The following is a 12156-nucleotide window of genomic DNA, read 5'->3' as shown; positions in this document are numbered from 1 at the left end:
TTCAAGGATCACTCATGTCCCTGTTCGCGCGCCTGTCCGGCGTTTGCGCCCTCCTCGTTTCGCTGCTGGCGCCCGGCGCCGCGGTTGCGGAGCCCTCCATGATCTACCTGGTACGCCATGGCGAAAAAGCGGCGGAAGGCAAGGATCCCGACCTGACGCCGCAAGGCCGGCAGCGCGCGCAGAACATCGCGGTGATGCTGAATAAAACCGGCATCGCCCACATCTTCAGTACGCCCACCAACCGCACGCGCCAGACCGCGCAGCCGCTGGCACAGACCAGGGGCCTGACGGTGCAGCTATACGACCCGAAAACGCCGCAGGCGCTGGTGGCGGCCGTGAAAACCCTGAGCGGCCCGGTGCTGGTGGTGGGTCACTCGAACACGCTGCCTGAACTGGTGCGCCTGTTCGGCGGCCAGCCGGGCGCGGACATCGGCGACGACGAATACGACCGGCTGTATCAACTCATCCCCGGCGCGAACGCCGCCGTCACCACCGTGCTGTTCACCTCCCTGCCGGCGGCCGGCGCCGCGCAATAAGCATCCATCTGCGCGCCTTTACAGGGCGCGTTCGATGCCGACGCGGATGCTGGCCATGCCCTCCCAATCCAGCATCCGGGTGACCGCATTCCCGCCGCTGTCGCGCCAGGCGGTGCCGCTTCGCTGGCCGCGCCCGAGCGCATTGGCCACGCCGATGCGCATGCGCCAGCCCGCGTCGAGCTTGCGCGTCCAATACAGATCGAGCAGCGCCACCCGGCCCCGATAGTAGATGGCTGCGCCATCCATCGAACGGCTGGCCGCGCCGCCGCGGACATTCAGGTTCGCGCCCGCATCCCACATGCCGGCGCGGTAGTCGATGCCGGCATTGAGCGTGAACGGAACCTGCTCGGCCAGCGTGTTGTCCGGGCCGGGCACGCTGCGCACGCGCGACCAGTTGCGCGCGGCGTTCAGGCGCAGCGCGAAGGCCAGCGGCCCCACCGACAGCGGCGACTTCAAGTCGAGCTCGATGCCCGCGGCCTCGGCCTCGCCATTGTTCACCGGACGCTGCACCCAGCTGGCGCCGTCGCGGTACAGCTGCAGCGTCGTCACCGCATCGATCCGCCGGGCATAGGCGGACAGGCTGGCCGACCCGGCCTGGCCGAGCGGCCGTTCCCAGGCGAGATCGATGCCCCAGCTTAGTTCCGGGCGCAGCGCCGGATTGCCCTCGACGTCGGGATTGGCCGGCCCGTTGTTGTTATTGATCGTGTAGCGGCGCGGCACCAGGTTGCGGGTCAAGGGCGCCTTGTAGGTGCGCGCCAGCGCCAGGCGCAGCTGTTGTTTCGCGGGCAGCTTCCACAGCAGCTGCAGCACCGGACTGGCCACGCTGCTGGTGCTCGCCACGCGCGCCAGATCGGCGCCATCGGTGCCGGTGCGCAGTCCCTCCCAGCGCAGGCCGGCATAGCCCTCGAAGGCGTCGGAGATCGTCCACTCGTCCTGGGCGAACAGCGCCAGGCGCTCGACCCGCGCCGTGTAGTCCTGCAGCCGCACGCTGCCCGCGGCGCCGGCGAAGCTGTCCGTTTGATTGCGCTGTTCGGCCCGCGTCGTGCGGCTGGCGTCCCAGCCCAGGCCCAGGCTGTGCGCGGCGCCGAAGGGCGCCAGGTATTTGCCGTTCAGGCTGGCCGTGCGCTCCTGCGCGCCCGAGGCCACCACCCGCGCCAGGCCGGGTGCGCCGTCGGCCGCGGTGCCGAGGAACAGATAGGCATTGCGCTGGCGGCTGCCGTCGGCCACGGCCTTGACCGTGATCTTGCCGGCGCCCGCGAAGCGGTGCGCCCAGGCCAGATCGCTGCGCAAGGTGGTACCGCGTTGTGCCACCGTGGCGAAGCTGGCCGGATAGGCCGTCGCTTCGCCCAGCAGCGTCTCCTCGCGCTCGCCGGTCGCGCCACGGGCGCGCATCAGGCCCGCGAGCAGGTTCCAGCCCAGGGTATCGCCGTTGTCGAAGGCCCAGTTCAGGCGTGGCGCGAGATTGAAGCGATTGCTGCGCGCCCGTCCCGCTTCCGTGAAGCGGCGCGCGGCTTGCATGCCGGCGGCGCCCTCGACCGTCTCGTCGGTGCGGATGCCGTCGATGCGCACGCTGCGATCGAAGGTCGTACCCATCGTCCAGGACAGGTCGCCGCGCTTGCCGCCCGCCTGGGCCGAGACCGACGGGCTCCATTCGCCGCGCTGGAAGCCGTTCGAGACCTTGTCTTCGCGCCGCGTGCCGCCGCGCTTGCGCAGCACGATGTTGATGCTGCCGGCGACCGCCTGCGCGCTGCGGTCGGCCGTCGGGCTGCGCGCGATCTCGATGCGCTCGACCAGCTCGGGCGAGATCGCATCGATCATAAACCCTTGCGGCACCAGTTCGCCGTCGACCAGGATCTGGGTGTAGCCGCTACCGAGCCCGCGCATGCGCACCTCGCTGCCGACCACCGAGACGCCGCCCTGGCGCCTGAGCACATCGGCCAGGTTGCCGTCGCCATAGGCGGCGATCTCGGCGCGCCCGACCACGCGCCGGGCGGGAGCCCCGTCCTCGCGCCCGGCCGCGCCTTTGACCTCGACGCGGGCCGGCGCCTCCTCCTGCGCCGCAACGAACGATAACGAGGACAGCAACAGCAACAGGCACAGTGATTTCATGGCGGCGGACGAGGTGAAGGAGCGCCGATTCTAGGAGGGCCATCCGCCCCTGCGGGTGCCGTGTGACGAAGCGCCGGATGCCTGTGACGAAGGCCGGGGCCGTCCCGTTTTTACCCACTGCCGCGCTGCTATACTCGGCGCACCATGAACCCGACAGCACACAAGACCGCGCGCACGATTTGTTACCACGTCGCCTTCTGGACGGCCCTGTGCGCCGCCGGCGCGCTCGGCATGTACACCGATCGCATCGCGCACAAGCACGAAGCCGTGTATGCCCTCATCCTGCGCGAATGGTGGGTCGGCCACCTGCCGATGATGGCGCTCAGCAGCGCGCTCAGCCTGGTGCTGGCGCGGCGCCCCGCCCTGTTTCTCGAGCGCCGCACCACATGGCGCGTGTACGCCGGCCTGGTGCTGCTGTTCATGCCACTGGAGTGGTTCTTCCTCGCCTGCGCCGACGTACTGTTGCGCGGCGAGACGCTGACCCTCGCCTCCGGCTGGAACGAGCTGACGAAGATGGGCAAGATGACCTTCTTCAGCGAGACCTCCTGGATGACGGGCACCTTCGTCGCCATGGTCGCGATCGGCAACCACCGCGAGGCGCGCGCCCGCAGCGACGCCTTCGCCAAAGCGCAAGCCGAAAACCTGAACCTGTATCTGGCGCTCGAACAGCAGCGCATGCTGGCGCTGCGCGCGCAGCTCGAACCGCACTTCATCTTCAACGCCCTGAACGCCATCAGCGCCCTGGTGCGCGCCGGCGACAAGCCCGACGCCCTGGCCGGCATCGGACGCCTGTCCGACCTGCTGCGCTATGCCTTGTCGGCCACCCAGCGCGAACGGGCGACCATCGAAGAGGAACTCGGTTTCGTGCGCGACTACCTCGCCCTGCAGCGCCTGCGCTACGGCGCGCGCCTGCGCATCGCGATCGACGGCGACGACGAACAAGTCAGGCGCGGCGAATGCCCGCCGCTGCTGCTGCAGCCGCTGATCGAGAACGCGCTACGCCACGACCTCGATTGCCACGATGGCCCGGGCGACATCCGCCTGTCCTTCGAGCGCACGGCCAGGGAACTCCTGATCCGCGTGATGAACCCGGTCAGCGACTACAGCTCGCCCAATCCCGGCACCGGCCTGGGCCTGGCCAATACGCGGGCGCGCCTGGCGCTGCTGGACGCGCGCGCCTCGCTGCGCACCGAGCAGCAGGGCCGCCGCTTCCTCGCCGAGATCAGCCTGCCGCTGGCGCTGCGCGACTGATGGAGGGCGCGCCGATCCGCTACGCCATCGTCGACGACGAGGAGCCCGGCCGGAATAACCTGCGCCTGGCGATGGAGGCGCACCCTGGCTGGCAGCTCGCCTTCGAGGCCGACAGCGCGGCGCGGGCGCGCGAAAAGCTGGCGGCCTGCCGCATCGACCTGCTCTTCCTCGACATCCAGATGCCGCGCGAATCGGGCCTGTTGCTGGCGCGCGAACTCGCGTGCATGAGTGAGCCGCCGCTGGTGGTGTTCGTAACCGCCCATAACACGCATGCGATCGAGGCCTTCGAGGTGCACGCGCTCGACTACCTGCTGAAACCGCTGAACGATGCGCGCCTGGGGCAGTCCGTCGAACGGACGGCGCTGCTGCTGGCCGGGCGCCAGCGCGGCGCCTATGGCCGTGCGCTCGCGGCCTATGCCGAGGGCCCGGCCTACCTCGAGCAGATCAGCGTGCGCTCGGTCGGACGGATCGACCAGGTGCGGGTGGCCGACATCGACTGGTGCGAGGCGCAGGGCAATTATGTGGCGCTGCATACGGCGGCCGGGTCGCCGCTGCACCGGGTGGCGCTGAGCCGGCTGGAAGAGCACCTCGATCCGGCGCAGTTTCTGCGGGTGCACCGCGGGGTGATCGTGCGCAGAACGCAGGCGGCGGGTTTAAGCGTGGTGGGGGATGGGAGTTATCTGCTGCGCTTGCGGGGTGGGGCCGAGGTGCCGGTGAGCGAGCGGTATGTAACGGCGGTACGCGAGTTGCTTTTGTAGGGTGGGCACTTGTGCCCACGCGGGATGGCAAGACGCGCAATCGGAATGCTAGCCTTGTACCGCGTGGGCTCGAGAGCCCACCCTATGGATAGACGACGCGAACTGCGCCGTCCTGGCTTTACGGCGCCACGTTCGTGCGCAACACCGGATACAGATTCAAACGCTCGTCCCACGACGCATGGCGGCGCGCGAAGAATTCCAGGCGCGCCTGCGCGTTCTTGGCGAAGGCCGGGTCGCGCTCGAGGCGGCGCTTGAATTCGGCGGCCACCTGCGGGTCGGCCGCCATCTGTTCACGCGCGACGTCTTCGGCGACATACTCTTCCATGTATTCCTTGCGCTCGAAGGCGTTGTTGAACATGCCCCAGGCCAGCAGCGAGTCGGGCGCCTGCGGCTCCAGCATCGCCATCACCAGGCGCGCCTTCGGCTGGGCGATCGGCACGAACAGCGCGCCGCGGCCGACGTTGCGCGCTTCGCTCTTCCAGCTGCCCTCGACCGTCAGGCGCTGGTGCGATTCGAAGGAGGTGGCGCCGAACGTCGCCTTGTCGGCGCGGAAGGTCTCGCTGGCGAAGCCCTCCAAAGGCTTGTCGAGCTTGCGGAAGGTGATGCCGTGCTGGCGCAGCTTGGCGGCGACCAGGGCCGCGTGCGCGCTCGGGACGATGTAGCCGGCGCGCGGCGCCGCCACTTCCAGGTCGGCCACGACGTCCTCGCGCAGCGGCACGCGCCAGACCTGCGGCTTGGTTTCGTCGTAGCGCGTCATCAGGATGCCGGAGACGTCGGACGGCGTGCGCGTATAGGCGTAGCCGTTGAAGTCGACCATCTTCGGCGTGTCCAGGGTCTTGTAGGTCAGCGCAACCGGCATGCCGGCCAGGCGCGCGGCGCGTGCATCGGCGGCGAGCGCGGCGGCCTGCCACCCTTTGCCGTTTTTCGCCACCTGCTCCAGCACCGAGATCACGGTGTTGTGGGTGACACGCACGCGGGTCGGGTAGTCCTTCCACGAATGGGTTTCGACCAGCACCGCCATGCGGTTACGCAGCGGGAAATAGCCGGTCGAGAAGCGCGGATCGGAAACGCCATCGACGAAGCCCGATTGCGGATCATCGTTCTTGGCAAACGACATGTAGTAGGACTGCGGGGTCGAGCCGAGCTTGGCGATGTCGGCGATGATGTTGGTGCGCAGCGCCAGGCCGGCCTTGCGGAACTCCGGATCGCTTGAGTACACGGGTTCGACCTGGATCGAGACGTCGTGCTGGAACTGGGCACCGTTGGTGACGTGCAGGTCGACATAGGTCAGCGGATCCCAGGCGTTCACCAGGGTCAGCATGGCCTGCATCTCGGGCGAATCGGCTTTTACGTAATCGCGGTTCAAATTGAAATTCTGGGCCGTCGTGCGCCAGCCCATCTCGACCGGGCCGCGCTGGTTCGGGCGGTTCCATTTCTGGAAGCGCTCGTGGCCGTCGACGTTGAACACCGGGACGAAGAGCAGCACCTGCTTCTCGAGAGCGCCCTTGGCCAGGCGGTTTTCCAGCACCTCGCGCAGCGCCAGGAAGCCGGCATCCTTGCCGTCGATCTCGCCGGCGTGGATGCCGCCCTGGATCAGGGTGACGGGGATACCCTGTTTATTGGCTGCCTGCGGCGTGAAGGCGCCGCTGCGGGTGGCGACCAGCGCCAGCATCGGGCGGTCTTCCGGCGTGCGTCCGAACTCGACGCACTTGACTTCCTTCGGATAGGCCTTGGCGAAGGCTGCGCACAGCTTGACGACTTCGTCGTAGCGGCCCGTGGCCTGGAAGCCGGAGCGCTCCGAGACCGTCGTCAGGTTGGAAGCGGCCGCGTTGGCGGAAGCGGACAGGGGCAAGGCGGCGAGCAGCGCAAGCAGTAACGCAGAACGAATCATCAAGGAAGCTCCGGCAGATTGAATGAAGGGGCAAAGCGGAAAATTATAGTCGCGTTTGCCCCTCCCGAACGACAAAGCGCCACCCGAAGGCGGCGCTTTGTCGTACCCGGATGCTGCCTGCCGGCTTACCGTGCCCGCGTATGAATCGCGATCTGCGAAACCGGCGGCCGCACCAGCTTGCGCGCCATGGAGGCCATCGCCTGGGCCGACGTGCGGTTCTGGGCCGGGCAGACGCCGGTGGCGCGGTAGCTCAGCGCGGTCGACAGCAGCGCCTCGCTCGTATCGCCCAGTTCGCGCGTGAGGTCGTCGGCCACCGCGCAGGTCGGCGCGAAGCCGTCGGCATAGTCGCCGAAGCCCTGGGCGTTCACACCCTTGAACTCGATCGAGAAATAGGTCGTGCCGCAGTTCGGCACCGGCGTGAAGCCATACGGCTTGCCGCAGGTCTGGGCGCCGATCACGTCGACCTGCACGTTCACACCGCGCAGCGCATTGATCACCGCCTCGCTCGCCGAGCAGGTGCCGTCGGTGGTCAGGATGGTGACGCGGTTCAGGGTCAGGGTCGGCAGCGGCGTGCCCTTGTTCACCGTGCCGGCGCCGGCTGCGAAGCCGTAGGCGGTCGGCTCGAAGCGGATCACCTGCGAGGCCTGGCTGGCTTCGATCTTGTCGTTGTAGACGAGGCGCTCGAACACCTGGCCCTGCGATTTGGGGCCGGCGATCATGTAGCCCAGTTCGGCGGCGATGTTGAGCAGGCCGCCGCCGTTGTAGCGCATGTCCAGCACCAGGCCGTTGACGTTGGCCGTTTTGAGCGTGTTGAACGCGTCGATCAGCTGGCGCTCGGCGACCGCGTTGTGGTTCTCGAAACTCAAATAGCCGACCTTGCCGTTCGGTGTGTCGATGACTTTGGTGTGCTTGACCGAGGTCGCCGTCACGTCCTTGGCCTGCATGGTAACGGCCAGGGTTTCCGTGCCGCGCTTAAAGGTAAAGCTGTGCGACTCGCCCGGGGTATCCGGGAACAGCGCGGCATTGATCTTCTCGACCGAGGCGGTGTCGCTGGCATTGATGAAATCGACGCCGTCGATCACGGTGAGCTGGTCGCCGCGGCGCAGGCCGGCGGCGGCGGCCGGCGAGCCCGGTTCGACGATCGACACGTTCCAGGTGCGCGGCGCGGTGGGGCCGGCGCTGCTCCAGGTCACGCCATAGCCCAGTTCGATCCCCGAATTGGTCAGCTTGTCCCACTCGGCCGAGGCGTAGGTAAAGTGGAACTGGTCTTTCGGTGCGCCCGAGGGCGTCGTGGCCGGCGTCTTGAGCTTGTCGAAATAGTCGATCGGGTTGGTGAAGTCAGCCATCTTGATGCCGCTCGGGACTTCGTTGTACCAGAGGTAGTTCTGGTGCGTCCAGGCGCGCAGGAAGGTCAGCTCATCGCGCAGGGTGCCCTGGCGGTCGGGATAGGGCTTGCCGGTATAGGGGTCGATGCCGGTACGCGGCTTGGCGCACAGGTTCCAGTATGTATTGAAGGCGTCGCCCAGGGTAGCGACGTCCGGCTCGGCCCCGTCCGGGCTGGTCACGGGGGGCGTCGTTCCCGTCACCGGCGGTGTCGTACCCGTCAGGGTGCCGGGCGACCCGCCGCCGCCGCCGCAGGCGGTAAGCAGCGAGGCAGCGACGAAGGCGCTGCAAAGCAGGCGCAGCGATGCGGTCAGGCGACCGTCTTGGGAGATGAACGATTTCATGAGCGATGGTTCGGAGACAAGTTATGGGCCAAGAGTAAGACAAGCCTGCCGCTTTGAGAAGGCTGCACCCTTGCCCTTGGCAAATTTTTGAAAAATAAATTTTTAATGCCGCAAAACAACAACGCCAGGCCCAGCTGGAAGCCGGGCCTGGCGCGAAAAGTGATGCAAGGCGGGTAGATCAGGCGGCGTGCGTCAGACCCGTCGGCGCGTGGAAGGCGGCGATCAATTGCGCTTCCTTCGCCTTGGCCGCCTTCAGGTGGCGCTCCTTCACGTGGCCGTAGCCGCGGATGTCTTCCGGAATGCTGGCGATCGCCACGGCTTGCGCCAGGTTCTCGTTCGTCAGCTTCGGCAGCAGCGCGCCGACAGTCGCACGGTATTCGCCGATCAAAGCACGCTCGGTCTTGCGCTCGGCGCTGTAGCCGAACACATCGAACGGGGTGCCGCGCAGGCCCTTCAGTTTAGCCAGCACGCCGAAGGCGCCCAGCATCCACGAACCGTATTCCTTCTTCAGCGCGCGGCCTTCCTTGTCGTGCTTGGCCAGCAGCGGCGGCGCCAGGTGGTATTTGATGGTGATGTCGCCTTCGAACATGTTGGCGATCTTTTCCTTGAAGGCCGGATCCGTGTGCAGGCGCGCCACTTCGTATTCGTCCTTGTAGGCCATCAGCTTGTAGAAGTAACGGGCCACGGCTTCGGTCAGGCGCGTGCCTTTGCCAAGCTTGGCTTCTTCAGCGCGCACCTGATCCACAAAAGCCTTGTACTGGGCGGCATAGCCGGCGTTCTGGTAAGCCGTCAGCAATTCCACGCGGCGGGAGACCAGCTCGTCCAGGGTCTGGGCGCGCTTGAACTCGACCACCTTGGCCGGGGTCGTGACGCGTTTCACCGAGGCCAGGTCGTGGGCGGCGGTGCGGCCCCAGTTGAAGGCGGCCTTGTTGAAGGCGACCGAGACGTTGTTCAGTTCGATGGCCTTCATGAGCGAGGATTCAAGCAGCGGCACATGGCCCTTCTGGAAGGCGTAGCCGAGCATGAACATGTTGGTGGCGATCGCGTCGCCCATCAGGGCGGTCGCCATCTGGCCGGCGTCGACGAAGTCGACGTTGTCCACGCCACAGGCTTGCACGATGGCGCCGCGCGAACCTTCGGCCGGGAACTGCCAGTCCGGATTTTTCACGAAGGCGGCCGTGGTGGCGCCGGTCGAGTTGACGGCGGCCCAGGTACGGCCTTCGCCCATGCGGCTCAGCGCATCGCGGCTGGCGGCGACGATCTGGTCGCAGCCGATCACGAGATCGGCGCTGCCGGTGCCGACGCGGGTCGAGTGCAGATCCGACTGGTGCTGGGCCAGGCGCACGTGCGACATCACCGGGCCGCCCTTCTGGGCCAGGCCGCTCTGGTCGAGCACGATCGCGCCTTTCCCTTCGACGTGGGCGGCGACGGCCAGGATCTGGCCGACGGTCACGACACCGGTGCCGCCGACGCCGGCGACCAGGATGCCGAACGGGGTGTCGACCGACGGAATGCGCGGTGCAGGCAGGCTAGGAGGCGCGTCGTTGGTCGCAACGGCGGCCTTCTTCGGCTTTTTCAGACCGCCGCCTTCGACGGTGACGAAGCTCGGGCAGAAGCCGGAGACGCAACTGAAATCCTTGTTGCAGGACGACTGGTTGATCTGGCGCTTGCGGCCCAGTTCCGTTTCCAGCGGCTCGACCGACAGGCAGTTCGACTGCACCGAGCAATCGCCGCAGCCTTCGCAGACGGCTTCGTTGATCACGGCGCGCTTGGCCGGGTCGGGGAATTCGCCCTTCTTGCGGCGGCGGCGCTTTTCCGAAGCGCAGGTCTGGTCGTAGATGACGGCGGTCACGCCCGGCATTTCGCGCAATTCCTTTTGCACGTCCATCAGCTCGGAACGGTGACGCACGGTGACGCCTTCGGCCCAGGCGTAGTCGCTCGGGTATTTTTCCGGCTCGTCGGTGACGACGATGATCGGTTTCACGCCTTCGGCCGCGATCTGGCGCGTGATCATGCCCGGATCGAGCGGGCCGTCGACGTTCTGGCCGCCGGTCATGGCGACCGCGTCGTTGTACAGAATCTTGTAGGTGATGTTCACCTTGGCGGCCACCGCCGCGCGGATCGCCAGGATGCCCGAGTGGAAGTAGGTACCGTCGCCCAGGTTCACGAACACGTGCTTTTCGCTGGTGAATGGGGACTGGCCGATCCAGGTCGTGCCTTCGGCGCCCATGTGGGTGAAGGTCGAGGTTTCGCGGTCCATCCACAGCACCATGTAGTGGCAGCCGATGCCGGCCATGGCGCGCGAGCCTTCCGGCACCTTGGTCGAACTGTTGTGCGGGCAGCCCGAGCAGAAGTACGGGATGCGGTCGGTTTCCGGATTGGCCTTGGCTGGAATGTTCTTGAGCACCAGCTCCTTGTTTTCCAGGAAGGCGATGCGTTCCTTGACGCGCTGCTCGACCGGGTGGCCGGCGCAGTAATGCGAGATGCGCGAAGCAATCGCCCGCGCGATCTGCGCCGGGTTCAGCTCATAGGTCGCAGGCAGCAGCCAGTCGCCATGGCCGGTGCGGTTCTTGTTGTGCCATTCGCCGGTGTCGTCGAACTTGCCGACCACGCGCGGACGCTCGCCGTCCGGCAGGTTATACAGCTCTTCCTTCAGCGCGTATTCCATCACCTGGCGCTTTTCTTCGACCACCAGGATCTCGTCCAGGCCGCGCGCGAATTTGTGCACGCCCTCGGACTCGAGCGGCCAGGTCATGCCGACCTTATACAGGCGCAGGCCGATGTCGCGCGCCGCCTGCTCGTCGATGCCGAGGTCGGCCAGCGCCTGGCGCGTGTCGACATAGCTTTTACCGGCGGTGATGATGCCGATCTTCGGCTGCGGGCTGTCCCAGATAATTTTATTGAGCTTGTTGGCACGCGCATAGGCCAGGGCCGCGTACCACTTGTAGTTGCTCATCCGGACTTCCTGATCCAGGACGGCGTCCGGCCAGCGGATGTTCAGACCGCCTTCAGGAAGTTCGAAGTCGGTCGGGGTGACGATCTGGACGCGATCCGGATCGAGGTCGACCACGGCGCCCGACTCGATGATGTCGGTGACGCATTTCATCGACACCCACAGGCCCGTGTAGCGGCTCATGGCCCAGGCGTGCAGGCCGAAGTCGATGTATTCCTGCACCGACGACGGGTACAGGACGGGAATGCCGCAGTGGGTCAGGATGTGATCCGACTGGTGCGCGGTGGACGAGGATTTGGCCGCATGGTCGTCGCCGGCCAGCACCAGCACGCCGCCATTCTTGGCGGAGCCGGCGTTGTTGGCGTGTTTGAACACGTCGCCGCAACGGTCGACGCCTGGGCCCTTGCCGTACCACATGGCGAACACGCCGTCGTAGTTCGCGTCCTTGTACAGGTTCGTTTGCTGGGTGCCCCAGACGGCGGTCGCCGCCAGGTCTTCGTTCATGCCAGGGTGGAACTTGACGTGGTGGGCTTCCAGGTGCTTCTTCGCCTTCATCGCGGTCTGATCGACGGCGGTGACGGGCGAACCGCGGTAGCCGGTGATGTAGCCGGCGGTGTTCAGGCCGGCCTTGACGTCGCGCTCGCGCTGCAGCATCGGCAGGCGGATCAGGGCTTGAGTGCCGGTCATGAAGGCGCGGCCGCGCTCGAGCGTCCACTTGTCGTCGAGCGTGATCTCGTGCTCCGGTTGCGATGGTTGCAGCTGGGAGCGGTCGAGGGGTGCGTTCATTGATGGGTCTCCGTTGGGTTGGGGTCGGCGCGCTTGTTATTGTTCGTCACGCCGCGACGGAGATGTCTCCTCCGTAATCTGCGACACTATACTCTTGTGCCTCCAGCATTAAATACCAATCAATTCCCCCCAACTCGCCAGTTGC

General features: G+C 66.7%; 7 protein-coding genes. 3 read left to right on the top strand and 4 right to left on the bottom strand.

Translation table 11 applies throughout. The features are described from left to right. Nucleotides 1–14 precede the first annotated feature (14 nt). Nucleotides 15–536 carry a histidine phosphatase family protein gene (locus ASF77_RS18630; protein ID WP_056342758.1) on the top strand — a complete coding sequence of 174 codons (522 nt, stop codon included), beginning with the start codon at nucleotides 15–17 and terminating at the stop codon, nucleotides 534–536. A gap of 18 nt (nucleotides 537–554) precedes the next feature. On the opposite strand, the gene ASF77_RS18625 is transcribed toward ASF77_RS18630, so the two are convergent. Beyond that, on the bottom strand, nucleotides 555–2645 hold the full coding sequence (locus ASF77_RS18625; RefSeq protein ID WP_056342755.1) for a TonB-dependent siderophore receptor: 2091 nt from the start codon (nucleotides 2643–2645) through the stop codon (nucleotides 555–557). 144 nt (nucleotides 2646–2789) lie between these two features. Here ASF77_RS18625 and ASF77_RS18620 point away from each other — a divergent pair, with 144 nt between their 5' ends. Beyond that, a complete protein-coding gene (locus ASF77_RS18620; RefSeq protein ID WP_056342751.1) occupies nucleotides 2790–3896 on the top strand; it encodes a sensor histidine kinase in 1107 nt (368 codons plus the stop codon). After that, nucleotides 3896–4654, top strand: a complete 759-nt coding sequence (locus ASF77_RS18615) for a LytTR family DNA-binding domain-containing protein (protein WP_056342748.1) — start codon at nucleotides 3896–3898, stop codon at nucleotides 4652–4654. The genes ASF77_RS18620 and ASF77_RS18615 overlap by 1 nt, the downstream gene beginning before the upstream one ends. Before the next feature lie 118 nt (nucleotides 4655–4772). Here the strand turns inward: ASF77_RS18615 and ASF77_RS18610 are convergent, their stop codons facing one another. The 3 genes from ASF77_RS18610 to ASF77_RS18600 all read right to left on the bottom strand — a co-directional run bounded on the left by ASF77_RS18610 (nucleotide 4773) and on the right by ASF77_RS18600 (nucleotide 12011). Beyond that, entirely contained in the window at nucleotides 4773–6545 is a 1773-nt protein-coding gene (locus ASF77_RS18610) for a M14 family metallopeptidase (protein WP_056342746.1), read from the bottom strand. Nucleotides 6546–6670: 125 nt separating this feature from the next. Further along, entirely contained in the window at nucleotides 6671–8272 is a 1602-nt protein-coding gene (locus ASF77_RS18605; RefSeq protein ID WP_056342744.1) for a S41 family peptidase, read from the bottom strand. A gap of 178 nt (nucleotides 8273–8450) precedes the next feature. Beyond that, nucleotides 8451–12011 carry an indolepyruvate ferredoxin oxidoreductase family protein gene (locus ASF77_RS18600; RefSeq protein ID WP_056342740.1) on the bottom strand — a complete coding sequence of 1187 codons (3561 nt, stop codon included), beginning with the start codon at nucleotides 12009–12011 and terminating at the stop codon, nucleotides 8451–8453. Between the last annotated feature and the right edge of the window lie 145 nt (nucleotides 12012–12156).

This window comes from Massilia sp. Leaf139 (assembly GCF_001424165.1).
Lineage (GTDB): Bacteria > Pseudomonadota > Gammaproteobacteria > Burkholderiales > Burkholderiaceae_D > Telluria.
The sequence above is the reverse complement of the archived record's forward strand: the minus strand, read 5'-3'. Positions and strand labels throughout refer to the sequence as shown.

Excerpts from the sequence above, each read along its gene's own strand:
- ASF77_RS18620 (WP_056342751.1), top strand. The coding sequence starts at position 2,790 with ATGAACCCGACAGCACACAAGACCGCGCGCACGATTTGTTACCACGTC.
- ASF77_RS18600 (WP_056342740.1), bottom strand. The coding sequence starts at position 12,011 with ATGAACGCACCCCTCGACCGCTCCCAGCTGCAACCATCGCAACCGGAG.
- ASF77_RS18630 (WP_056342758.1), top strand. The coding sequence starts at position 15 with ATGTCCCTGTTCGCGCGCCTGTCCGGCGTTTGCGCCCTCCTCGTTTCG.
- ASF77_RS18605 (WP_056342744.1), bottom strand. The coding sequence starts at position 8,272 with ATGAAATCGTTCATCTCCCAAGACGGTCGCCTGACCGCATCGCTGCGC.
- ASF77_RS18615 (WP_056342748.1), top strand. The coding sequence starts at position 3,896 with ATGGAGGGCGCGCCGATCCGCTACGCCATCGTCGACGACGAGGAGCCC.
- ASF77_RS18610 (WP_056342746.1), bottom strand. The coding sequence starts at position 6,545 with ATGATTCGTTCTGCGTTACTGCTTGCGCTGCTCGCCGCCTTGCCCCTG.
- ASF77_RS18625 (WP_056342755.1), bottom strand. The coding sequence starts at position 2,645 with ATGAAATCACTGTGCCTGTTGCTGTTGCTGTCCTCGTTATCGTTCGTT.